A 25225-nucleotide genomic window follows, 5' to 3' on the forward strand; every position below is an offset into this window, starting at 1 on the left:
GAATGGCCGTTTAGAGCAGATCGTCGTCGCCATCGGCGGCCACATCCGCGGCGGGCGCTTCTTCTTTCTTCGGCTCAGCCTTGGCGAGAAGCTGTTCACGGATTTGAGTCTCGATCTCGTTCATGATCTCGGGATGCTCTTCCAAGTACTGGGCCGCATTGGCTTTGCCTTGACCGATCTTGTTGCCTTTGTAGCTATACCAAGCGCCCGCTTTATCGACCAAGTTGCACTGCACGCCAAGATCGATGACCTCGCCGGCGTGGTAAATACCTTTGCCGTACAGGATTTGGAACTCGGCCTGACGGAACGGCGGCGCCACCTTGTTCTTCACTACTTTCACGCGGGTTTCGTTACCGGTGACTTCGTCTCCCGCCTTCACCGAACCGGTGCGGCGAATATCCAAGCGCACGCTGGAGTAGAACTTCAGTGCGTTACCGCCGGTCGTGGTCTCGGGGCTGCCGAACATCACGCCGATCTTCATACGAATCTGGTTGATGAAGACCACCAAGCAGTTGGCGTTTTTGATGTTACCGGTGATTTTACGCAGCGCCTGGGACATCAAACGCGCCTGCAGGCCGACGTGGGAGTCGCCCATTTCGCCTTCGATCTCGGCACGCGGGGTTAGCGCCGCCACGGAGTCGATGATGATCACATCGACACCGCCGGAGCGCACCAGCATGTCGGTAATCTCCAGCGCTTGCTCACCCGTGTCCGGCTGAGAGACCAGCAGGTCGTCCAGGTTGACGCCCAGTTTCTCGGCGTAGCTAGGGTCGAGCGCGTGCTCGGCATCCACGAAAGCACACACTTTGCCCTGCTTTTGCGCCTGGGCGATGACCGACAGCGTCAGGGTCGTTTTACCCGACGACTCTGGACCAAAGATTTCGACGACGCGACCAAATGGCAAACCACCAATTCCCAGCGCAATATCCAGCCCCAGAGAACCGGTGGAGACAGACGGCATCACGACGCGTGGCGCATCGCCGAGGCGCATGACGGTTCCTTTGCCAAACTGGCGGTCAATTTGGCTGAGTGCGGCATTGAGCGCTTTGGTGCGGTTGTCTTCCTGAGCCATGCAGAGATTCCTCATAACAAGCTGTATAATTAGCCAGTAGTATGCCAAAGATTCGCGGCTAAACAAATCCTCAACGGCTACTTTAACGATTATTTCTTCTGCGCTTGGGCACTCAACCGAGCCACCAGCCCTGCCAGTGCTTCGCGAACCGCCTGCTCACGCACCGCTTGGCGGTCGCCAGGAAAATGGAAACACTCGGCCTCTTGCTGTTCGGCACCGCCCCAAGCGATCCATACGGTGCCGACCGGCTTGTCATCGCTGCCGCCATCGGGCCCGGCGACGCCACTCACCGCCACGGCCATATCGGCACCGCTCTCACGACAAGCACCGGCCACCATGCGCTTCACCACCGGCTCGCTGACCGCGCCGTGGGCATTGAGCGTCGCTTGCTCGACGCCTAGCAGGCGCGTTTTCGCGGCGTTGGAGTAGGTGACGTAACCGGCCGTAAAATAAGCCGAGCTGCCGGCCACCGAGGTAATGGCGCTGGCGATGCCGCCACCGGTGCAGGACTCCGCGGTGGTCACTTCCATGCCCAGTTGAAGACATTGCCGCCCCAGGCGCTGGGCAAGCAGCGATAAATCGAGGTTCTTGAGGCTGGAAACGCTGGGGGCCATGGTGACTCCTTCATGTAGGACCTTAGGGTAGCGTAGAATACTGCGTTTAGCTTTCTCAACGAAATTGCCCAACGAACATGCCGCAAGCCAATCGCTTGCGCCACGCTCAATCAGGACGCCCATGTCACAGGCCAGCCCCGCCCATACGCCAATGATGGCGCAATACCTTAAGATCAAGCGCGAGCACCCCGAGGTACTGCTGTTTTACCGCATGGGGGATTTTTACGAACTATTTTTCGACGACGCAAAACGCGCCGCCGCGCTGCTGGATATTACGCTGACACAACGCGGCCAATCGGGGGGCAAGCCCATCCCCATGGCGGGAGTGCCTTACCACAGCGCCGAGGGGTATTTGGCGCGCTTGGTGGCTGGGGGCGAATCGGTCGCGATTTGCGAGCAAATCGGCGACCCGGCCACCAGCAAAGGGCCCGTAGAGCGCCAGGTCGTGCGTATCGTGACACCCGGCACGCTGCACGACGAAGCCCTGCTCGATGCACGGCGAGATAACGTCCTAGTGGCCGCTGCCCCCGGCAAGGCGGGCTGGGGGTTGGCGTGGCTGGAGCTCTCCAGCGGTCGCTTCAACGTGCTGGAAGTCGAGAGCGAAGCGGAAATGCTCGCCGAGTTGACCCGGCTCTCTCCGGCAGAGCTGCTGGTCCCCGAAAGCCTGACGCTGCCCGATGCGTGGTCGCAAAAGCGCAGCCTACGCCGACAGGGGGAGTGGCTCTTCGATCTGGAGAGCGCCACCCGCAGCCTGTGCGACCAGTTCGAGGTCAGCGATCTGCGTGGCTTTGGCTGCGCGCATCTCTCCACGGCGCTGATCGCGGCCGGTGTCTTGATCGACTATGCCCGCGACACCCAGCGCTCGCGCCTGCCCCACGTGACCGCCATCAGCGTAGAGAACCGCGATGATGCCGTGGTGATCGACGCCGCCAGCCGCCGCAACCTGGAGATCGACATCAATCTGGGGGGCAGCAGTGACAACACCCTGGCCAGCGTGCTCGACACCTGCACGACCGCCATGGGGTCACGGCTTTTAAAACGCTGGCTGAATCGCCCGTTGCGTCAGCGAGAGATCGTCGAAGGCCGCCAAGCCGGCGTTGCCCTGCTCTCCATCGATGCCGCTTATATGAGCTTGCGGGAAACATTAACCGATGTGGGCGATGTGGAACGCATACTCGCCCGTGTCGCTCTTTATAGCGCACGACCGCGAGATCTCGCACGGTTGAGAGATGCGCTCGCCACGCTGCCCACGCTGGAAGCGCTGCTGGCCGACATCGACAGCGGCAGTGCCCTGGATAGCCTCAAGCCACACATTCGCCCCTACCCCGAGCTGGCCGATACGCTAGCACGCGCGCTGGTCGACAACCCGCCCGTGGTGATTCGGGATGGCGGCGTCATCGCCGACGGCTTCGATGCCGAGCTGGACGAGCACCGAGGCATGGCCGAAAACGCGGGCGACTACCTCGTACAACTGGAGCTGCGAGAGCGTGAGCGTACCGGGCTCGCCAACCTCAAAGTCGGGTATAACCGCGTGCACGGCTACTTCATCGAGCTGCCCCGCGCCCAGGCACAGCAGGCGCCCGCCGACTATATCCGTCGTCAAACGCTGAAAAACGCCGAACGCTTCATCATTCCAGAACTCAAGGAGTTCGAGGACAAAGCGCTTTCTGCCAAGTCGCGCGCGCTCACTCGAGAAAAATGGCTTTACGATCAGCTGCTGGCTGACCTCAATGCCCAGTTGCACGAGCTACAAAACACTTCCCGAGCGCTCGCAGAGTTAGACGTGCTGTGCGCCTTCGCCGAGCGCGCCGATGCGCTCAACTGGGTGCGCCCGCAGTTGGTCGACAGCACCGGCATCACGATTACGGCGGGCCGTCACCCCGTCGTAGAGCAGGTCAGCGATAAGCCGTTCGTGCCCAACGACGTACTGCTCACCCCAGAGCAGCACATGCTGATCATTACCGGCCCCAATATGGGCGGTAAATCGACTTACATGCGCCAGACGGCGCTGATTGCACTGCTGGCCCATAGCGGCAGCTTCGTGCCTGCCGATGCCGCTGAGATCGGTCCGGTCGATCGCATCTTTACCCGGATTGGCTCGTCGGATGATCTCGCCGGAGGACGCTCGACCTTCATGGTGGAAATGACCGAAACCGCCAATATCCTGCATAATGCCACCGAGCACAGCCTAGTCCTGATGGATGAGATTGGCCGCGGCACCAGCACCTTCGACGGCCTCTCCTTGGCCTGGGCGAGCGCCGAGCATCTCGCCAACGCCCGGGCGCTCACGCTGTTTGCCACGCACTATTTTGAAATGACGGCACTGCCTGAGCAGGCGGAGGGCGTCGCCAATATTCATTTGACGGCAACGGAACACGGCGATGGCATCGTGTTCATGCACCGTATCGAGGCGGGCCCCGCCAGCCAGAGTTATGGCTTACAGGTCGCCCAACTCGCCGGGGTCCCGGCTCCGGTGATTCGTCGCGCTCGGGAAAAGCTGATGATGCTCGAGCAGCGGGATGTCGACGAGCAGCAGCGGCCCTCAGCGAGCCCTGCGATACCGCAGCAAAACGACCTGTTCGCCAGCGTCCCGCACCCGGTGGTAGAAGCGCTCGGCAAGGCGGATATCGACGACTTGTCGCCTCGCGAAGCGCTGGCCCTGTTGTATCAGTGGCGAGAGCTGCTATAGACAATGGATATAATGAGCGGCAGTAATCGCATCAACAGATGAGCGCGAGCGCTTGCCGCCGGGTATGGGCACCACTAGAATGTCGCCCATACTTTTTTACCTTATAAAAAATCGCTGATTTATAACCATTCACGATTGACCACGACCGGGAGGCTTCTCGGTCTCGCAAGAGGGATAGCAAGATGACGTTTGTCGTTACCGAGAACTGCATCCAATGCAAATACACCGACTGTGTGGAAGTTTGCCCGGTCGACTGCTTCTACGAAGGCCCCAACTTCCTGGTCATTCACCCAGACGAGTGCATTGACTGCGCGCTGTGTGAGCCAGAGTGTCCTGCTGAGGCGATATTCTCTGAGGATGAGCTGCCCGATGGCCAGGAGCCTTTCATCGAGATCAACGCGGAGCTGGCCGAAGTATGGCCCAATATTGCCGAGAAGAAAGACCCTCTGCCCGATGCAGAAGAGTGGGATGGCAAAACGGGTAAGCTGGAAAAACTCGAGCGTTGAGCGCAGAGTGTTAGCACACCACAAAAAAACCAGCGTTTACGCTGGTTTTTTTGTGGTCGGATGGAAGACATTCATGATTGCGTAAATGGCCTGCACAAAAAAAGGCGGCCCGTAGGCCGCCCGCTCCAAGCACTTCCTCTGACCACTCCCTGTGTCAACCTCCTTAGGTGACGTCCTTGCCAGAGCTCACATCACTGTGTCACCCGGCGCACCTACTTACATCCCGTTGCATCCTGCCTGAAGCATCCTTGCCTCCCCTTGTCCTGTGTGCATTGTGGCAGAACAGGCTAACTTCACAAGCCAGCAGAAAATACAAAGGGCGAGCCTCCCCGGCTCGCCCTTCAGACAACAAAATCTTAAATATCAACGGCTTAAATTAAGATTAGTGAAAAAATTCGCTTTTTCCTACACGGTTCCGAGCGAATGTCGTCGGCATTTGTAAGAGATCTCTTACAAATTTTTGAGAGATCTCTTACACGCGAACGCTATATTTTTGACCTATTGGCCTTTGATGGCTTTCAAACCGGGGTAGCTCACATCACCCAGCTCGGCTTCGATCACCAGCAGGCGGTTGTACTTCGCGACACGGTCAGAGCGACACAGCGAGCCGGTCTTGATTTGTCCCGCACAGGTGCCTACGGCCAGATCGGCAATGGTGGTGTCTTCGGTTTCACCACTACGGTGGGAGATGACCGCCGTAAAGCCCGCATCTTGGGCCATTTTGATCGCGTCGAGAGTTTCGGAGAGCGAGCCAATCTGATTGAACTTGATCAGAATCGAGTTACCGATCTGCTCGTCAATGCCACGCTTGAGGATGTTGGTATTGGTGACGAACAGGTCGTCCCCCACCAGCTGCACCTTGTCGCCCAGCTTGTCGGTCAAGGCTTTCCAACCGGCCCAGTCGGACTCGTCCATGCCGTCTTCGATAGACACGATGGGGTAGTCGGCACACAGGCCCGCCAGGTAGTCCGCAAAACCTTCGGCGTCGTAGCGCTTGCCTTCGCCAGAGAGGTCGTACTGGCCGTCTTTATAGAATTCGGAGGAAGCACAGTCCAAGGCCAAGGTGACATCGCTCCCCAACGTGTAACCCGCATCGGCAACGGCTTGCTTGATGACCGCCAGCGCGTCGGCGTTGGATGCCAGGTTTGGCGCAAAACCGCCTTCATCACCCACCGAGGTAGACAGCCCTTTGGCAGAGAGCACTTTCTTGAGGGCGTGGAAGATCTCTGCGCCCATACGCAGACCTTCACGGAAGTTCGTAGCGCCAACCGGCTGCACCATGAACTCCTGAATGTCCACGTTGTTGTCCGCGTGCTCGCCGCCGTTCAGAATGTTCATCATCGGGACCGGCATGCTGTACTGGCCGGGCTGGCCGTAAAGCTCGGCGATATGGGCATACAGTGGCACGCCTTTAGCATTGGCCGCCGCCTTGGCTGCCGCGAGCGACACCGCCAGAATCGCATTGGCTCCCAGAGTCGCCTTGTTATCCGTGCCATCCAACTCCAGCATGGCATTGTCCAAACCGCGCTGGTCCCGCGCATCCATGCCCAACAACGCATCACGAATCTTGCCATTCACGGCCTCGACGGCTTTTAAAACGCCTTTACCGAGGTAGCGCGCCTTGTCGCCATCACGCAGTTCGAGTGCTTCGCGGGAGCCCGTGGAGGCACCGCTGGGGGCACAGGCAACGCCGACGGCACCGCTTTCCAAACGTACGGTGGCTTGAACGGTCGGGTTACCGCGCGAATCGAGCACTTCCAGCGCACTGATTTCAACAATTTTGGTCATGACAGTGTCCTTTGGTTGTCGGTCTAATCGATGAGAGGTCCAATGTATACCACGGATATCCGCCGCGATTAACGGATGGTCAAGGGGTCGAAGCCTTTGACCAGTGCGTCCAGCTGTGACAGTTGGGTCAGAAACGGCTCGAGCTGGTCCAGTGGCAGTGCGCAGGGGCCATCGCACTTGGCGTTATCGGGGTCTGGATGAGCTTCCAAAAACAGCCCGGCCAAGCCCACTGCCACACCCGCGCGAGCAAGCTCGGCAACCTGGGCACGGCGGCCATCGGCGCTGTCCGCCCGGCCACCTGGACGCTGCAGAGCATGGGTGACATCGAAGAACACCGGGTAACCGGTCTGCTTCATGTCGCCAAAGCCCAGCATGTCCACGACGAGGTTGTTGTAGCCAAAACTGGTGCCGCGTTCACATAGCATCAGGCGGTCGTTGCCCGCTTCCTGAAACTTGGTGAGGATATGGCGCATTTCGTGCGGGGCCAGAAACTGCGGCTTTTTGATGTTGATCGCCGCACCGGTTTTCGCCATTGCCACGACGAGATCGGTTTGGCGCGCCAAAAAGGCCGGCAGTTGGATGATGTCGGCGACTTCCGCCGCAGGCGCTGCCTGCCACGGCTCGTGCACGTCGGTGATGATGGGCACGTCATGGCGGGCCTTGATATCAGCCAGGATTTGCAGGCCTTTTTCTAGCCCAGGCCCGCGGTAAGAGTGGATCGAACTGCGGTTCGCTTTATCAAAACTGGCCTTGAACACATACGGCATGCCCAGCTTTTGCGTCACATTCACATAAGCCTGTGCGACTTCATCGGCCAGCTCCGCCGACTCCAGTACGTTCATACCGCCCAGCAGCATGAGTGGCAAAGAATTGCCGGCGGTTAAGCCGGCAACGTGGATGTGATGCTCTGGGAATGGAGACTGAGAAGACATGCTTCCCCCTTTATTCCTGAGGTGCGGCGTGGGCACGGGTCCGTGCCGTTTTGTGCTCTAACGCGGCATTGACGAAGCCAGAGAAGAGCGGGTGACCATCACGAGGGGTGGACGTGAACTCTGGATGGAACTGACACGCCACGTACCAGGGGTGATCGGCCAGCTCGACCATCTCCACCAGCGACTGATCGACGCTCTTGCCGGAAATCACCAGGCCTGCCGTTTCCAGCTCATCGATGAACTGGTTATTGACCTCGAAGCGGTGACGATGACGCTCGACGATCTCGTCAGCCCCATAGGCTTCGCGGGCTTTGCTGCCTGATTTCAAATGGCAAACCTGGCCACCCAAGCGCATGGTGCCGCCAAGATCCGAGGCCGCATCGCGGAGCTCGATCTTGCCTTCGGCGTTGATCCACTCAGTGATCAAGCCCACCACCGGGTGCTTGGTGTCGTGGGTAAACTCGGTGGAGTTGGCGTCTTTCCAACCAGCTACGTTACGCGCGAACTCGATCACCGCTACCTGCATACCCAGACAAATACCCAGGTAAGGGATGTTGTTTTCACGGGCAAACTGGGCGGTCAGGATCTTGCCTTCCACGCCGCGCTCGCCAAAACCGCCGGGCACCAGAATGGCGTCTTTGCCTGCCAGGCGCTCGGTGCCGTGACGCTCGATGTCTTCGGAGTCGATATAGTCGACGTTGACCTTGATTCGACCCTGAATACCTGCGTGGATCAGCGCTTCATTCAGCGACTTGTAGGCATCCAGCAGCTCCATGTACTTGCCGACCATGGCGATGCTGACGGACTTCAGCGGGTTGAGCTTGGCATCGAGTACCTTGACCCACTCCGACAGGTCCGCAGGTGCTGCTTCCAGGCGCAGCTTGTCGCAGACGATATCGTCGAGGCCGTGCTCGTGCAGCATCAGCGGAATGCGGTAGATGGTGTCGGCATCTTGCAGCGGCACCACCGCGCGCTCTTCCACGTTGGTGAACAAGGCAATCTTGCGACGCTCGCTCTCTTCGAGCTCCACTTCGCTGCGGCAAATCAAAATATCGGGCTGGATACCGATAGAGCGCAGCTCTTTGACACTGTGCTGTGTCGGCTTGGTCTTGGTTTCGCCAGCGGTCTTGATGTACGGCACCAGAGTCAGGTGCATGTAAATGGCGCGGCTGGCGCCAAGCTCGCTGCGAATCTGACGAATGGACTCCAGGAAGGGGAGTGACTCGATATCGCCGACCGTACCGCCGATCTCCACCAGCGCCACGTCGAAGCCTTCGCCACCGGCGTAGACGCGCTGCTTGATTTCATCAGTGATGTGCGGAATGACCTGCACGGTGCCGCCCAGATAATCGCCACGACGCTCTTTGCGCAGCACGTGTTCGTACACACGGCCCGTAGTGAAGTTGTTGCCCTGGGTCATTTTGGTACGAATGAAGCGTTCGTAGTGACCTAAGTCCAAGTCCGTCTCGGCGCCATCCTCGGTGACGAATACCTCGCCGTGCTGGAAAGGACTCATGGTGCCCGGGTCCACGTTGATGTACGGGTCGAGCTTGAGCATGGTGACCTTAAGGCCGCGGGCCTCTAGAATCGCCGCCAGCGAGGCAGACGCGATGCCCTTGCCAAGAGAGGACACAACGCCGCCGGTCACGAAGATATATCGTGTCATGGAAAACCTGTCGAAACGTGATCAAAAGGCGTAACAGAAAGCCACACCAGGATGGGACGACAGAATAGCAGAGTACGCCTTAAGGCTCAATTTGAACTGCCGAGGCCACCTAATGAAGGATGAGAACTGACGACGCCGGGATCAGGCCAACGCGAAGGTATTTCGCCATGGATGGCGAAAATAGCGCCCAAGGATGGGTTAACAGCGCCCTCGCGTTGGCCTGAGGCGGGTAATGTCGCGGGGCTGGAGAACCCCGCGTAAAAATCAAACCCCTAGGTAATCCAGGATGCCCTCAGCCGCCTGACGCCCTTCATAAATAGCAGTGACCACGAGATCGGAGCCGCGCACCATGTCGCCACCGGCAAAGATTTTTTCGTTGCTGGTTTGGAAGGCGTACTGGCCGTGCTCGGGCGCTTTGACCAGGTCCCAATCGTTGACGTCGATCTTGGCACTTTCGAACCACGGCGCCGGGCTTGCCTGGAAACCAAAGGCGACCACCACGGCGTCAGCGGCAATGATCTCTTCAGACCCCGGTACGACTTCCGGGCGACGACGGCCGTTTTCGTCCGGCTCGCCCAGGCGCGTACGAACCACCTTCACGCCTTCGACCTTATCTTCACCAACTACCGCAACCGGCTGGCGGTTGAACAGAAACTCGACGCCCTCTTCCCGCGCGTTGGCCACTTCGCGGCGCGAACCCGGCATGTTCTCTTCATCGCGGCGATAGGCACAGGTCACGCTGGCCGCACGCTGACGAATCGAGGTGCGGTTACAGTCCATCGCGGTATCACCACCGCCCAGCACCACCACGCGCTTGCCTTCCATCGAGATGAAGTCGTTCGGGTCCTTCTCGAAACCCAAGCGGCGGTTGACGTTGGCAATCAGAAAGTCCAACGCCTTATAGACGCCGGGCAGGTCTTCACCGGGGAAGCCACCCTGCATGTACTTGTACGTCCCCATGCCCAGGAACACCGCATCGTACTCCTGCAGCAGCGTCTCGAACTCGACATCGGTGCCGATTTCGGTATTCAGACGGAACTCGACGCCCATCTCCTCGAAGACCGCGCGGCGGCGCTCCATGACGTTCTTTTCCAGCTTGAACTCAGGAATACCGAAGGTCAGCAGACCGCCAATTTCGGGGTACTTATCGAATACCACCGGCTTGACGCCGTTGCGCGCCAGAATGTCGGCACAGCCCAAGCCCGCAGGGCCTGCACCGACAATCGCGACTTTCTTATCGGTCCACACCACCTTGGACATGTCCGGGCGCCAGCCCATGGCAAAGGCGGTATCGGTGATGTACTTCTCCACCGAACCAATCGTCACCGCACCAAAGCCGTCATTCAAGGTGCAATCACCCTCGCACAGACGATCCTGGGGGCATACGCGGCCACACACTTCCGGCAGCGAGTTGGTTTTGTGGGATAGCTCGGCAGCCTCGATGATGTTGCCTTCCACCACCAGCTGCAGCCAGTTGGGAATGTAGTTGTGTACCGGGCACTTCCACTCGCAGTAAGGGTTGCCGCAGTGCAAGCAGCGGTGCGCTTGGCTCGCCGCATCGGTGGGCTTGAACGGCTCGTAAATTTCTGCGAACTCTTTGGCCCGGGTGTGCGCCGGTTTTTTCTGTGGGTCTTTACGACCCACGTCGACAAACTGAAAATCGTTATTCAAACGGTTGGCCATGATCTCTCTCCTCGAAGCGTAGGCGCTGACGGTTATTGCGGCTGACGCCGAGACTGATCCAGCAGACTACCCAGACTGGCCGCTTTTGGCTTCACTAGCCAGAAGTGGCGCGCGTAGTCGCTAAAGTCTTCCAGAATCGCCGCACCGCGTGCGGAACCCGTCGCGGCCACGTAGGCCTCGATCATTTCCCGCAGGTGGCGACGGTAGGCTTCCATCGCTTCGGTGTTGACCCGGTGAATTTCGACCAGCTCGTGGTTGTACTTGTCCACGAAGGTCCGGTCTTCATCGAGCACGTAGGCAAAGCCACCGGTCATGCCCGCCCCAAAGTTAACGCCGGTTTCACCCAGCACGCAGACCAAACCACCGGTCATGTACTCACAGCAGTGGTCACCCGCGCCTTCGATCACGGCCGTGGCGCCGGAGTTACGTACCGCAAAGCGCTCGCCAGCGGTACCGGCGGCAAACAGCGTGCCACCCGTAGCCCCATAGAGGCAGGTGTTGCCGATAATGGCCGTTTTGTGGCTCTCGAACTGGCTGACCTTGGGCGGCACGATGACGATGCTGCCGCCGTTCATGCCTTTACCGACGTAGTCGTTGGCATCACCTTCCAGGAAGAGGTTCAGACCACGGGCGTTCCACACGCCGAAGCTTTGGCCCGCCACACCGATAAAGCGCGCCGTCACCGGTGCAGCTTCGAGCCCCTCTTCACCGTAACGCTTGGCAATGGCACCGGAGGTGAGCGCCCCGACGCTGCGGTCGCAGTTGGTGATGGTGAAGTCGAAGGTGCCACCTGACTGAGACTCGATGGCTTCTTTCAGCGCCGCCAGCACTTCCTGGTTCTTGGCACCCGGGTCGTGGGGCACGTTGCGGCTCACTTCACAGAACTGAGGCGCATCCGCAGGCACGAAGTCGTTCGCCAACAGCGGCATTAAATCCAGCTTGCGCTGTGATGCCGTGTTGCCCTCCAACACTTCCAGCAGGTCCGTGCGGCCAATCAGGTCGGTGAGCTTGCGAACGCCCAGCATGGCCATCAGCTCGCGTACTTCTTCGGCAATAAAGCGGAAGTAGTTCTTCACCATATCCACGGTGCCGCGGAAGTGCTCGCCGCGCAGGAAGTCGTCCTGGGTCGCTACACCGGTGGCACAATTGTTCAGGTGGCAAATACGCAGGTATTTACAGCCCAGCGCCACCATCGGCGCGGTACCAAAACCGAAGCTCTCGGCCCCCAGAATCGCCGCTTTGACGACGTCAAGACCGGTTTTCAGGCCACCATCGGTTTGTAGGCGGATTTTGTCCCGCAGGCCGTTGATGCGAAGCGCCTGATGCACCTCCGGCAGGCCCAGCTCCCAAGGAGAACCGGCGTGCTTGATGGAGGTGAGCGGGCTAGCCGCGGTGCCGCCGTCGTAGCCAGACACGGTGATCAAGTCCGCATAGGCTTTGGCGACGCCGGTGGCAATGGTGCCGATCCCTGGCTCGGAGACGAGTTTCACCGAGACCTGCGCGTCTGGGTTGACCTGCTTGAGGTCAAAGATCAGCTGCGCCAAGTCTTCGATGGAGTAAATATCGTGGTGTGGCGGCGGCGAAATCAACGTGACGCCGGGCACCGAGTAGCGCAAGCGGGCAATCAGCTGATTGACCTTGCCGCCCGGCAGCTGGCCGCCTTCACCGGGCTTCGCGCCCTGAGCCACCTTGATCTGCAGCACGTCGGCATTGACCAGGTAAGCTGGCGTAACACCGAAACGACCTGAGGCGATCTGTTTGATCTTCGAGCTGCGAATGGTGCCGTAACGGGCCGGGTCTTCGCCGCCCTCACCGGAGTTGGAGCGACCACCCGCCTCGTTCATGGCCTGTGCCAGCGCTTCGTGCGCCTCAGGCGACAGCGCGCCTAGCGACATGCCGGCGCTATCAAAGCGCGGAATCAGCGCTTCAATGGGCTCGACTTCTTCCAGCGGCACCGGAGACTCAGCAGGCTTAAGCGTCAGCAGGTCACGAATGGTGGCCACCGGACGCTCGTTGACCAGCTGGGCAAACTTTTTCCACTTGGCGTAGCTGCCCTCTTGCACAGCGGCTTGTAGCGACTTCACCACATCCGGGTTGTAGGCGTGATACTCATGGCCGTGCACGTATTTGAGCATACCGCCTTGGGAGATACCTTTGCGGGGAATCCACGCCTCTTTGGCTAGTAGCTCTTGCTGAAGCTGGAGCTCGGCGAAGCCGGTGCCTTGAATACGCGACGCCATGCCCACGAAGCAGGTCTCCATGACCTCGTTCGACAGACCGACGGCCTCGAACAGCATGGAGCCACGATAGGAGGCCAGCGTCGAAATGCCCATCTTCGAAAGGATCTTGAAGAGCCCCTTCTGCAGGCCTTTACGGTAATTCTCGCGGGCGTCTGCCGGGTTGCCAGTCAGCTCCCCGGTGCGGTGCATATCCGCCATGACCTGATACGCCAGCCATGGGTAGACCGCTGTCGCGCCCACCCCGAACAGCACCGCCATCTGGTGCGCATCGCGGGCATAGCCAGTCTCGACCACGATGTTGGCATTGGGGCGTAGCGCCAGGCGGCCCAGGTGGGAATGCACCGCACCCACGGCCAGCGCTGCCTGAATGGGCAGCTGGCCTTTGGGCAGCTCCGCATCGCTCAGCACCAGAATCACTTTACCCGCTTTTACCTGCGCTTCGGCTTCTTGGCACAGCGCGGTAATCGCCTGCTGCAGGCTGGTCTGCTCTGGATCGTACCCGAGCGGCAGCATATGGCTAGCAAAGGCCGGATCGTCCTGGCTCACCAGGGCGGTGAATTTACGCGGCGAGAGCACCGGCGTGGTCAAAATCAAGCGATGGGCGTGTTCCGGTGTGGCCTTGAAGACGTTCAGCTCCGCGCCACAGCAGGTTTCCAACGACATCACGATCGCTTCGCGCAGCGGGTCGATCGGCGGGTTGGTGACCTGGGCAAACTTCTGCCGGAAGTAGTCGGTGAGCAGGCGCGGGCGGCTCGACAGTACCGCCATCGGCGTATCGTCGCCCATGGAGCCCACCGCCTCCTGGCCGCTCTCCGCTAGCGGGCGCAGTACCTGGTCGCGCTCTTCGAACGTTACCTGGAACATCTTCTGCTGCACGTTCAGCGCATCCGTGTCCATCGTTTGGAAGCGCGCCAGTTCGGTCAGCGCCGACTCCAGGTAGTTCGCTTCCTGTTTCAGCCAGCGCTTGTAGGGGTATGCGGACTTCAGGCGATCATCGATGTCCTGAGTGTGCAGCACTTCGCCCGTTTGGGTATCGACGGCCAGCATCTGGCCGGGGCCGACGCGGCCTTTTGCCACCACGTCTTCCGGCTTGTAGCCGTAGGTGCCGATTTCGGAGGCCAAGGTGATGTAGCCGTTCTTGGTAATCACCCAGCGCGCGGGGCGCAGGCCGTTACGGTCCAGCATACAGACCGCTTGGCGACCGTCGGTCATGACCACGCCTGCAGGGCCGTCCCACGGCTCCATGTGCATGGAGTTGTACTCGTAGAACGCGCGCAGCTCGGCGTCCATGGTCTCGACGTTTTGCCAGGCGGGCGGCACCATCATGCGCACGGCGCGGTGTAGCTCCATACCGCCGGTCAGCAGCACTTCCAGCATGTTATCCATACTGGAGGAGTCGGAGCCGGTGGTGTTGACGATTTCGTCTAGTTTAGCGATATCCGGCAGACGCTCGTTGACGAAGTTTGCCTTACGCGAGTTCGCCCAGCCGCGGTTGGCTTCGATGGTGTTGATCTCGCCGTTGTGCGCCAGCAGGCGGAACGGCTGTGCCAACGGCCAGCGCGGTGCGGTGTTGGTCGAAAAGCGCTGGTGGAAGACGCAGATGGCGGTTTCCAGGCGTGGGTCGTTCAGGTCTTTATAGAAGGCCGGCAGATCTTCCGGCATGACCAGGCCTTTATAGGAGACCACTTCGGTGGAGAGCGACGCCACGTAAAAGTCTTCGTCGCTGCGCAGCGCCTGCTCGGCGTAGCGGCGACCCATGAAAAGATCGACATCGAAATTGTCGCTGCTGCCGGGGGCAACGAACAGCTGCTCGATACGCGGCAGGCAGTCCAGCGCCATGGGGCCACAGACACTCGAGTCCGTGGGCACTACGCGCCAGCCCAGCACGTCCAAACCGCGTGCGCTTAACTCAGCCACCAGCGTCTCTTTAGCTTTGGCGGCACGCGCATCGTCGTTGGGTAAAAATACCGACCCCACCGCGAAGCGCTCGCCCAGCTCTACATCGAGCGACTCTTTAGCAGCAGCACGCATGAACTGTGCGGGCATCTTTAGCAGCAGGCCACAACCGTCGCCGGTTTTACCATCTGCCGCGATGCCACCGCGGTGGGTCATGCAAGTCAGTGATTCGATAGCCGTTTTCAGCAAGTCGTGGCTGGCCTGCCCTTCCATGTGGGCAATAAGGCCAAAGCCGCAGTTATCGCGAAACTCGCCTGGCTGGTGAAGACCTCTATTCATGGGCGTGCCTCTAGTCAGCGTATTTTGTAAGCAGCGTTTTTATGGTATTATTACGGGTTTTTCTTTTTTTATGGCTCTTGTTACCCGCCCAAAATAGGGTGTTTTCCGCATTCGCTGCTGCAAGAAAATGGTCGCTCAGCATAGCGATTTGCCACCGCGTAGCGCAATCGCTCGACACTCGCCAATCGTCAAAAACCCTCGCCAAATCCCGTAGTTGCACTACCGTTCAATAAAAAAACAGTTATACTTCAACGGCTTGCAGGCTAAAGAAACGGTATTTTAACGACCAATATAGAACACTAGACTTTAGTCTAATTTTAACCAAAAACCCCATGCCGATGGCGCATAAGGCATACGGATATCACTAGTCAGCAGCCATTTCGGCGCTTTCTAGGCAAACAAAACCCGCCTGTTTCGAGGCGGGTTTTGAGCGGGTGCGCTTACGATTGATTCCCCTAGCCGCGCGGATAACCATCAAGTAGCTGTCTCAGCGTCTCGATAGGCGTGGCATCGCTAACGCAGGCATCGCCCAAGTCGTTCAGTAGCACCAGACGCAGACGCGCGTCCACGTTCTTTTTATCCAGCCGCATTCGTGTCAAGAAGTCATCCGACGACATGCCCATTGGCGCAACAAGCGGAAGGCCCGCGCTTTCGATCACCGCTTTCGTGCGCTCTAAGGCATCAGCGCTGATCCACCCCAACTGGTGGGAGAGCGTGGCGGCCATCGCCATGCCGGCCCCTACGGCTTCGCCGTGCAGCCAGTTGCCGTAACCTTGATGCGCCTCGATGGCATGGCCAAAGGTGTGTCCTAGGTTCAACAGCGCACGTGCGCCCTGCTCGGTTTCGTCTTCCGCTACGATATCGGCTTTGATCTGGCAGCTTTTGGCAATTGCATCTGCCACCACCTCGGGTTCGACGCGGCGCAGCGCCGCCATGTTCTGTTCCAGCCAAGCAAGGAAGGCGGCATCGCGAATGAAGCCGTACTTCACCACCTCCGCCAGCCCTGCAGAGAGCTCCCGCGCAGGCAGCGAGGTCAGCGTGGCGATATCCACTACCACGGCTCTGGGCTGCCAGAATGCGCCAATCATGTTCTTGCCCAGCGGATGGTTGACCCCGGTTTTACCGCCTACCGAGGAGTCCACCTGAGAAAGTAGTGTGGTGGGCACTTGAATGAACGCCACGCCGCGCTGATAGGACGCGGCCGCGTACCCCACCATGTCGCCAATCACACCACCTCCCAAGGCAATCAGGGTACAGCGGCGATTGAAGCCTGCCTCGAGCAGCGCATCCCAAATGTGCCCAACTTGTTCGATGGTTTTGTACTGCTCCCCATCCGGTAGCACCACGGTACGCACGTCGAGCCGCTCGGGCAGCGACGCCTGCAGCGTCTGCAAATAGTGCCGGGCCACCGTCTCGTTGGTGACGATCATCACTTGGCTGCCCGCCAGATAAGGCACGAAGCTGTCTGCGCGTTGCAGCAGCCCTACGCCAATATGGATGGGGTAACTACGCTCGCCCAGATCGACGGTGAGCGTGCGTTGGGGGGCGTATTCGGTCATGGAGAAACCTTCTTCTGTGGGGCGCTGACAGCGTCCAACGGATCGATCAGGCGGTGTACGCGGCGCAATATCTCATTGACCACCGCACGCGGGCTGCGGCGGTCCGTCCGCACGGTAATGTCAGAGGTCGCACGATAAAGCGGATCGCGGGCGGCGAACATGTCGTTGAGCACCTGCTCGCGGTTCGCGCACTGCAACAGTGGACGATTGCGGTCTTTCGCGGTGCGCTTCAGCTGCTGTTCGACGGTGGTCATCAGGTAGATGACGGTGCCACGCTCGCGGAGCACCCGACGGTTCTCTTCTCGCAGTACCGCGCCACCACCGGTGGCAACGACCACCTCCGCTAGCTGGGTAAGCTCGTCGATCATCTGAATTTCACGCTGACGAAAACCTGGCTCGCCCTCGACGTCAAAGATCCAGGGAATATCGGCACCACAACGATCCTGTATGGCGTGGTCGCTATCGTAAAATGGGCGCGATAGCTCCCCTGCCAACAGGCGACCTATCGTGCTCTTGCCAGCCCCCATGGGGCCTATTAAAAAAAGATTGGGTAAATCCTGCATCAGCGAACCGCCAAACCATCGTCAAGTAGTCGTGGAGTAATAAAGACCAGTAACTCTACCTTTTCATTGCTCTCTTCGGTATAGCGAAAGAGTCGACCCAGCACGGGCAGGTCGCCTAATAGCGGCGTTTTCGCCATCTGGCTGAGCTGCTCTGTGGTCAAAATACCGCCCAATACCACCGTCTGACCATTATCCACCAGCACTTGGGTTTCAATTTGGTTGGTATCGATGGGCGGCTCGCCGCCAAACTCACTCTCTCGAAAGCTATCGTTCTTGATCACCAGATCCATGATGATGCGATTGTCTGGGGTGATTTGCGGCGTCACCTCCAGCGATAGCTCTGCCTCTTTAAATTCGGTGTCTGGGTTACCCTGCGCATCGACGCTCTGAAATGCTCGCTCTTCGCCCTGGCGAATGGTAGCCGTGCGCTGATTGGCCGTGATCACGCGAGGCTGTGAGATCGTCTGACTCTTCCCTTCACTCTCGAGCGCGCGCAGTTCCAGGTCGAGAAGAATATCCCCCGACAAATAGCCAAAGCTGAAGCCGGTGTTGGCTGCCGCCGTGGACCCCAAATCAACCGCCAACCCCCCCTGGGCACGATTGATACCGTTCGGGTTGATATCCCGGCGTGAGAAGGTGCCGTCATCGTTTTCTAAAAAGCCGCGAGTGCTGGAAACGCCCCAGTTCACGCCCAGCTCACGAGAGGCGGTATCCCGCGCAATGACGATACGTGCTTCGATTTGCACCTGTCGAACCGCCACATCGAGACGGTCGAGAGTCCGCAAGATGTCACGTACCTGAACAGCGGTATCCTGAATCAGTAGTGTGTTGGTACGCTGATCGACGCTCACCCGACCACGCTCGGTCAGCAGACCGAAACCTTCTGCTCCGCGCAGCAGCTGTGCCAGGTCCTCGGCACGGGCGTATTTCACCTCGATGAACTCGGTCACCAGCGGCGCCAGTGTTTGCTGCTGGTTGCGCGCTTCGATTTCCTGACGTTCGATGTCTGCCAACTCACCCGCAGGTGCCACGACGATCACGTTCCCCTGCTCACGGCTTGAGAGCCCCTGGCTTTGCAAAATCAGTGCCAGCGCTTGGTCCCAGGGCACATCGTTGAGATTGAGTGTCACACGCCCCGTCACACTGTCGCTCGCCACCAGGTTCAAGCCGGTAAATTCGGCCAGCGTGGCCAGCACTGCGCGCACTTCGATATCTTGGAAATTGAGGCTCAAGCGATCACCGGTAAAACTCTCGCCCTGACGCTCACGCTCTTGCTGGCTGGCCTGGCTCACCGGCTGCACTTCGACGGTGAGCGTGCGTCCGCTTTGCGATGAGACCATGGCGTAGGGGCCGTTGGTTTGCAGCTCCAGCAGTGTATCGCGCTGCCCGGAACGGGGCGTAATACGGGTAATCGGCGTGGCAAAATCGGTTACGTCATAGATTTGGTTGAGCGCATCGGGAATGTCTACATCGCGGAGTTCAGCCACGACCACGCCGCCACTGCCTTCGCGCACCTGTGTCACCACACCTTCCCGGTCGAAGGTGACCAGCAAACGGCCAGCCCCATCGTCCCCTCGGCGAAAATCGATATTGGTGACGCGTGGGCCTTCAGACGTTTCCAAGCCACTATCGACCGATGGCGGCGCTGCGCTGCTCAAGGCCACGCGCTCGGACGTTGGGACGTCCCCAGCACTCTTCAAGGTAATTCGTAGCTGATCGCCTTCCACGCGGGAGGTGTACTCGAGCGGTTGGCGTAGGTCGACCACCAGACGCGTTCGGCCATTTCCTTCCAATGCAGTAATCTTCTCGACGCCTGCGCGATCGACGTTGATCCGCCGCTGGGGCAAGCCACTTTGGGTATCGGCCAGGTCCAGCGCTAAGCGGGGCGGCGCGTCCAACCGATAGCCACGCAGTTCGGCCACACCGCCGCTGAATTGCAAGAGCAGCTCGACCTCACCGCTGTCGGTTTGGCGCACGTCCAAGTCGGTTAGCACAGACCCAAAGGCAAAAGTCGGCAACAGAGCTAACAGTGATAGCGTAATTCGACGAAGCGTGACGGCCATAGATATCATCCGGTAACGAGTCAATGTAGTGTACTGCCGAGTAGCGTGGGGCTAGCTACTCCTGTAGCGTGAGCGTTGCCTCGCGCTCTTGCCAACCTAACTGCTGATGTAACGTACGTTCGGTGATGCGCACTTCTTGCGGACTGATCGTGGTCACCTGCCCGAAATCGGTGCCTAGGTAGTTGCCTTCGCGCACGCTAGTGACGCTACCGTCTGGCGCGCTGATCAGTGCCACCTGTTGCCCGCCCATCCGCAGCGTGCCCACCAAACGTAGGCTTTGCAGCGGGAACTGCTCTAACGGCTCGGTCTTTCGCTGCTGGTCGGGGGCCAGGGCGCTTGCAAAGACGGCCGCCGCCTCGGTCGCTCGCACGCTCTCAGGAGCGAGGAACGGACTGCGGGCATTACTATAGCGGTACTCTATCGGCTGGTAGTCGGGAATCGTTGGAATGGCGACCGGCGGCTGTCCCGCTGGAGCGCGCCGAATCTCGTCCAACACCGACGCTAGCTGGCCAAGGTTGGCGTCACTACAACCCGCGAGAAGCGCCATTAAGCCAAAAGTGAGTAAACGCTTCATGGTGCGGGCGCCTCCCCGTCTGCTGCGTCTATATAGCTATAGGTGCGAGCGACCAATGACATACGCAGCGACTCACCGCTCTGCTCGGCCGGTGAGAGCGCGATATCGTGCTGGGTCACGATACGTGCCAACTGACTAATGTCGGCCACGAAGTGCGCCAGCTCGTGATAGCCGCCGCGCACCTGAATATCCAGCGGGTGCTCCACGTAGTGCGTATTTCGCACGGTGGGGCGCAGGCGAATCGTTTCGATACTCAAGTCATTATCCAGCGCTGCCTCGCTAATGCTATCCAATAACGAGGGAATTTCGGCACTGGTGGGCAGCATGGAGCGCATAGTGGTCATCTGCTCTTCGAGCGCGATGAGTTGGTCCCGCACTTCGGGCAAAAAGGCCGCTTCAGAGACTTTGCTACGATACTCGTTCAGAAGACGCGCCTCTTGGCGCTGCGCCGCTTCCAGTTCGATGCGCTTTTCGCTCACCAACCACCAGCTCAGTCCGCCCAAGGCTACGCAAAACGCTAGCGCGCCACACAGCACCTTGAGTAGCACGGGCCACTCGCCCGCTTCTTTGACATCCAGCGACTGCCAATCCAGCGTTTTCAATCGCTGCCACTCATCCCGCCAGCGCTCGCGCCCCCCTATCATGGCGACTCCTCCCCGTCACCACTCTCTCTCAGCGACGACTGCACCACTTCGAACTGGAACAAGCGACTATTGCCATCTTGCCCGCTGGTCACCTCCGACAGTAGCGGCACTCCTAGCCCAGGCATACTGGCAATCTGACGCAGCTGATCGGATACCTGACGTTCGCTGCCCGCCATGGCCGATACGCTTACCTGCTCGCCGTTACGGGTCAGCCGCTGATACACCACGCCGTCTACCGCGCTTGCAGCGATATCGTTGAACAGTTGCACGGTACTCACCCGCTCGGCCTGCAGCGTGTTGAACAGCGCCAACTGCTCGCCTAGTCGCTCGGCGGTTTGTTGATAGCGCTGCACATCGGCAATTTCGTTATTCAGGCGCTCGATGTGCTGGGTGATATAGGCGTTACGCTGCTGCTGAGCGGCGAGCTTCTGCTGGTAAAGCTGAGCGACCCCCAGGCCCAGCGCAACCCCGGCGATCAGCATCAGCACGACGACCCCGTAAAAACGGCGGGTGCGTTTCTCCCGACGCGCCTCCCGCCAGGGAAGCAGGTTGATATTAATGCTCATAGTCCAACCCTCATCGCCAAACCGCCCGCGGTGAGCATGGCTGGAGCATCGTTCGTCAAACCTTCCATATTGAGGCGCTTATTGACACGCATACGCTGAAACGGATTGGCGATGGTCACCGACATACCGCTATCGTCGGCGATGCGCTCGGCCAAGCCGGGAATGACGCTCGAGCCGCCGGCCAGTACGATGTGCTGCACTTCGTGCTGGCGCCCGGCGGTATAATAGAGCTGCAGGGAGCGCCCCACCTGTTGTACGACGGTTTCCAGGAACGGATTGAGCACTTTCTCGTGGTAATCCTCAGGCAGGCCGCCGCGCTTTTTGGCAAAGCCCGCCTCTTCGTTACTCAAAGAGTAATGGTCGCGAATCGCGTCGGTGAGCTGGCGACCGCCAAACACCGTGTCCCGGCTATAAACGATGTGACCTCCACGCACGACGTGAAAGGCATTCATGTTCGCACCAATATCCACTAGCCCTACGCAGGCGTTGGGGTCGCTGTCGACGTTGAGCTGACGACGCAGCTCGGCCAGCGAGCGCTCCATGGCGAAGGTTTCCACATCCACCGCCGCAGGCTCCAATCCGGCACGCTCCAAGGTTTCGGTGAGCTGTGACACATCCTGCTGGCGGCAAGCCACCAAAATGACCTGCTGCTGCTCGTCATCGAAGGGCGCAGGGCCCAGGCAGTGGAAGTCGAACGCCACTTCATTGAACGGAAACGGAATATGCCGGTCTGACTCGGCGATTATGCGCTCTTCGATCTCGTCTTCGCTCAGCGAGACGGGAAACTGAAGCGTTTTGGTAATGGCAGCGCTGGCCGGAACGGCCACGGCAGCTTTACGCGTTGAGGGTTTGGCGTGTTCGACGGCGCGACTCAGCATGTTGGCCACATCGTTCATATCTCGAATACGGCGTTCGACCACCGCACCTTCGCGAAGCGGGCGCACGGCGTAGCTCTCGACTTGGTAATTATCGTTGCACCGTTTGAGTTCGAGTAGCTTGACGGTCGCCGAGGTAATATCGACACCAATCAACCCTTTACTGGGTGTTAGTAAACGCATGTTGAGTTCGGCTCCGCCTGCCTATCGTGCGAGTTTCGAGGTTACATGATTTTTAGTTAAGGCACACGCCAATGCCTCTACGCCATATCAACACTGGTGGCCGCTGCCTCCCCTTCCTATAATGGCAGCCACTTGCGCGCCATGGCGTTAATACTGCCCTGGCTACTCCTCTTTTTACGGGTGCCCACTGTTCATGACGTTTTTACGGACTCTTGTGCTGTCACTATTTTCACTGGTCGTTGCGCTCTCGGGTGCGGTCATACTGGCGGTGATCGGTGCGGCGATCTATTTTTCGCCGGGCCTGCCCGACGTGCGTCAGCTGCAGGATTTCGAACTGCACACGCCACTACGGATTTTTACCAACGACGGCAAGCTGATCGGCGAATTCGGTGAAGAGCGCCGCGTGGCGATCGACTTCGATGACATTCCCCAAGACATGATCAACGCGCTGATTGCTGCCGAAGACGCCAGTTACTTCGATCATGCAGGCGTCGACCCGCGCGGCTTGGCGCGCGCGGCGGTCGAGCTGGTTCAGAGTGGCGGCACCATTCAATCGGGGGGTTCCACCATCACCATGCAGGTCGCACGTAACTACATGCTGACCCTCGACCAGACGTTCACACGGAAAATTCGCGAGATTCTGCTGGCCTTACAGATGGAGCAGATTCTCGACAAAGAGGAGATCTTCGAACTTTACGTCAATAAGATCTTTCTAGGTAACCGTGCTTATGGCATTGCCGCTGCCGCCGAGACCTATTACGACAAGCCACTCGCCGAGCTGAGCCTGGCGGAAACCGCCATGATTGCCGGACTGCCCAAAGCCCCCTCGGCGTTCAACCCACTGGCCAACTCCGAGCGTTCGCTGATTCGTCGCAACTGGATCCTATTCCGCATGCGTGAGCTTGGGTATATCGATAACGATACCTATCAAAGTGCCGTTCAGGCCCCAGTCACCGCACGCCGCCACTACACCCAAACCGAGGTGGATGCCGCCTACGTGGCAGAGATGGCACGCCAATACGCCATCGAGCGCTTTGGTGATACCGCCTATACCGGTGGCTACCGCATTTACACCACCATCGATAGCGAACTGCAGCCGTTTGCCCGTCAGGCGCTGGCCAATGGCCTGATCGCTTACGACTTACGCCATGGCTGGCGGGGTGCCGAGCAAGAGGACATTGCCCCCAGCTTGGTCGAAGCCCAAGAGCAGACCACTACCCAGGGTTTGGAAGAGGAGCTGTCAGAGTCGCCGGAGATCCGCCAAACCGCTCGTCAGGCTGCCCAGCGTAGCCAAACCGAAGTCGAAGGCGTGGATGGCGATGTGAGCAACTGGCTTCAGGTACTGGAGCGTACGCCCAACTATGGCCTGCTGCAGCCTGCCATCGTGGTCGAGAGCAGTGGCCGTGAGATGCAGGTGCTGACTCGTGGCGGTGAGCTGCAAACGATTCCATGGAGTGGTCTTAGCTGGGCGCGCCCCTATTTGAGCCCGCGTAGCCGAGGGGCCGAACCGACCAATGCGGCACAGATTGCCGAACGGGGCGACCTCATCCGCGTCATCGAGACCGATGACGGCACGCTGCGCCTTTCCCAACGTCCAGACGCCGAAGGCTCGCTGGTGGCGCAAGACCCACGCACCGGTGCGATTCTGGCGCTGCAGGGCGGCTTCGACTTCAACGCTAGTAAGTTCAACCGCGCCGTGCAAGCCCAGCGTCAGTCCGGCTCAATCTTCAAGCCGTTCATTTATCTCGCCGCCTTGCAAGATGGCGAAATGAACGCGGCGAGCGTGGTCAACGACGCGCCGGTGGTATTGGATGATGGCAGCGATTCACTATGGCGCCCGGTCAACTCAAGCCGCGACTTCCAAGGTCCGATGCGCCTGCGCCCGGCACTGGCACGTTCGCGCAATCTCGTCACCATTCGCGTGCTGCAAACCATGGGGCTCGACCACACGATCCAATATCTGGAAGGGTTCGGCTTCTCGCCGGAGCGTCTGCCCCGCGGCCTGTCACTGGCCCTGGGTAGCGCCAGTCTCACGCCCATGGAGATGACCAACGCCTACGCGGTGATCGCCAACGGCGGCTTCCAAGTCTCGCCTTGGTTCATCGAGCGGGTGACCCGCGATGACGATAACGAAGTGATCGATGAAGCTACGCCGCAGGTTGCCTGCGTGAGTTGCGCCGAGGGCCAGGAAACCGTCGAGATCGATGGCAAGACCTACCCGATCGCCCCTCGTGTGGCCGACGCAGCAGCGGTATATATTCTGCGAGACATGCTGCGCGACGTCATTACCTCCGGTACGGGCCGAGGTGCACTGAGCCTAAACCGTGAGGATATCGTCGGTAAAACCGGCACGACCAACAGCCAGCGAGACGCCTGGTTTGCCGGTTTCAATAGCAATCTCGTCACCACGGTGTGGGTCGGTAAAGACAGCAACGACACCATTGCCGAGTATGGCGCGAATGCCGCTCTACCCATCTGGATCGACTTCATGGGCGATGCGCTCGAAGGAACCCCCTCTGCACTGCCAGAGCGTCCCGACACCATCGTCACCGCACGGGTGGACCCGGAGACGGGCCGTCGTTTACACGATGACCAACCGGGCGGCATGACCGAGCTGTTCCACAGAGACCATCTACCGGATTTCCAGCCTCGGCGCATTAGCCAAGAGCTTGAGGAAGCCAGTGGCTCGCAGGGGGCTGGCACGGCAGAGTCGATCTTCTAAATACGAACCGACGCTAAAACGTAAAAGCCCGGGAACGAATGTTCCCGGGCT

At 59.5% G+C, this 25225-nt stretch carries 17 protein-coding genes; 3 read left to right on the forward strand and 14 right to left on the reverse strand.

The genetic code is table 11. From position 1 onward, the window contains the following. Positions 1 to 10: 10 nt before the first annotated feature. Both recA and MHM37_RS02325 read right to left on the reverse strand, forming a co-directional pair. A complete protein-coding gene (gene recA / locus MHM37_RS02320) occupies positions 11 to 1072 on the reverse strand; it encodes a recombinase RecA (RefSeq protein WP_139525139.1) in 1062 nt (353 codons plus the stop codon). Between the two features lie 89 nt (positions 1073 to 1161). After that, the gene (locus tag MHM37_RS02325) at positions 1162 to 1686 is read right to left on the reverse strand and encodes a CinA family protein (protein ID WP_239295882.1); all 525 of its coding nucleotides are present in this window, start codon (positions 1684 to 1686) and stop codon (positions 1162 to 1164) included. Positions 1687 to 1807: 121 nt separating this feature from the next. On the opposite strand from MHM37_RS02325, the gene mutS reads away from it, so the two are divergent. Together mutS and fdxA are read left to right on the forward strand one after the other, a co-directional pair. Then, positions 1808 to 4375: a DNA mismatch repair protein MutS gene (gene mutS, locus MHM37_RS02330; protein WP_239295881.1), complete on the forward strand. Its 2568-nt coding sequence runs from the start codon at positions 1808 to 1810 to the stop codon at positions 4373 to 4375. 182 nt (positions 4376 to 4557) lie between these two features. Beyond that, positions 4558 to 4881: a ferredoxin FdxA gene (gene fdxA / locus MHM37_RS02335; RefSeq protein ID WP_139525136.1), complete on the forward strand. Its 324-nt coding sequence runs from the start codon at positions 4558 to 4560 to the stop codon at positions 4879 to 4881. A 498-nt stretch (positions 4882 to 5379) separates the two neighbouring features. On the opposite strand, the gene eno is transcribed toward fdxA, so the two are convergent. The 12 genes from eno to pilM all read right to left on the reverse strand — a co-directional run bounded on the left by eno (position 5380) and on the right by pilM (position 22452). Next, the gene (gene eno / locus MHM37_RS02340) at positions 5380 to 6669 is read right to left on the reverse strand and encodes a phosphopyruvate hydratase (protein ID WP_139525135.1); all 1290 of its coding nucleotides are present in this window, start codon (positions 6667 to 6669) and stop codon (positions 5380 to 5382) included. Positions 6670 to 6737: 68 nt separating this feature from the next. Beyond that, entirely contained in the window at positions 6738 to 7601 is an 864-nt protein-coding gene (gene kdsA / locus MHM37_RS02345; RefSeq protein ID WP_139525134.1) for a 3-deoxy-8-phosphooctulonate synthase, read from the reverse strand. Positions 7602 to 7611: 10 nt separating this feature from the next. Next, the gene (locus MHM37_RS02350) at positions 7612 to 9267 is read right to left on the reverse strand and encodes a CTP synthase (protein ID WP_139525133.1); all 1656 of its coding nucleotides are present in this window, start codon (positions 9265 to 9267) and stop codon (positions 7612 to 7614) included. 264 nt (positions 9268 to 9531) lie between these two features. Further along, a complete protein-coding gene (locus tag MHM37_RS02355) occupies positions 9532 to 10950 on the reverse strand; it encodes an FAD-dependent oxidoreductase (RefSeq protein WP_139525132.1) in 1419 nt (472 codons plus the stop codon). A gap of 32 nt (positions 10951 to 10982) precedes the next feature. After that, a complete protein-coding gene (gene gltB / locus MHM37_RS02360; RefSeq protein WP_239295880.1) occupies positions 10983 to 15425 on the reverse strand; it encodes a glutamate synthase large subunit in 4443 nt (1480 codons plus the stop codon). Positions 15426 to 15880: 455 nt separating this feature from the next. Then, a complete protein-coding gene (gene aroB / locus MHM37_RS02365) occupies positions 15881 to 16984 on the reverse strand; it encodes a 3-dehydroquinate synthase (protein ID WP_239295879.1) in 1104 nt (367 codons plus the stop codon). Then, a complete protein-coding gene (aroK, locus tag MHM37_RS02370) occupies positions 16981 to 17547 on the reverse strand; it encodes a shikimate kinase AroK (RefSeq protein ID WP_139525129.1) in 567 nt (188 codons plus the stop codon). The genes aroB and aroK overlap by 4 nt, the downstream gene beginning before the upstream one ends. Beyond that, positions 17547 to 19610: a type IV pilus secretin family protein gene (gene pilQ, locus MHM37_RS02375; protein WP_239295878.1), complete on the reverse strand. Its 2064-nt coding sequence runs from the start codon at positions 19608 to 19610 to the stop codon at positions 17547 to 17549. Before pilQ ends, aroK begins: the two co-directional genes overlap by 1 nt. A 55-nt stretch (positions 19611 to 19665) precedes the next feature. After that, positions 19666 to 20184, reverse strand: coding sequence for a pilus assembly protein PilP (locus MHM37_RS02380; RefSeq protein ID WP_239295877.1), 519 nt, complete (start codon positions 20182 to 20184; stop codon positions 19666 to 19668). Then, the gene (locus MHM37_RS02385; protein WP_239295876.1) at positions 20181 to 20828 is read right to left on the reverse strand and encodes a type 4a pilus biogenesis protein PilO; all 648 of its coding nucleotides are present in this window, start codon (positions 20826 to 20828) and stop codon (positions 20181 to 20183) included. Before MHM37_RS02385 ends, MHM37_RS02380 begins: the two co-directional genes overlap by 4 nt. Next, a complete protein-coding gene (locus MHM37_RS02390; RefSeq protein WP_139525125.1) occupies positions 20825 to 21394 on the reverse strand; it encodes a PilN domain-containing protein in 570 nt (189 codons plus the stop codon). The genes MHM37_RS02385 and MHM37_RS02390 overlap by 4 nt, the downstream gene beginning before the upstream one ends. After that, entirely contained in the window at positions 21391 to 22452 is a 1062-nt protein-coding gene (gene pilM / locus MHM37_RS02395; protein ID WP_139525124.1) for a type IV pilus assembly protein PilM, read from the reverse strand. The genes MHM37_RS02390 and pilM overlap by 4 nt, the downstream gene beginning before the upstream one ends. Before the next feature lie 193 nt (positions 22453 to 22645). On the opposite strand from pilM, the gene MHM37_RS02400 reads away from it, so the two are divergent. Next, complete coding sequence (locus MHM37_RS02400; RefSeq protein WP_239295875.1) at positions 22646 to 25174, forward strand: penicillin-binding protein 1A; 2529 nt, start codon at positions 22646 to 22648, stop codon at positions 25172 to 25174. The last annotated feature ends 51 nt before the right edge of the window (positions 25175 to 25225 follow it).

The sequence above is a fragment of the Halomonas sp. MMH1-48 genome (assembly GCF_022348105.1).
Taxonomy (GTDB): Bacteria; Pseudomonadota; Gammaproteobacteria; order Pseudomonadales; family Halomonadaceae; genus Vreelandella; species Vreelandella piezotolerans.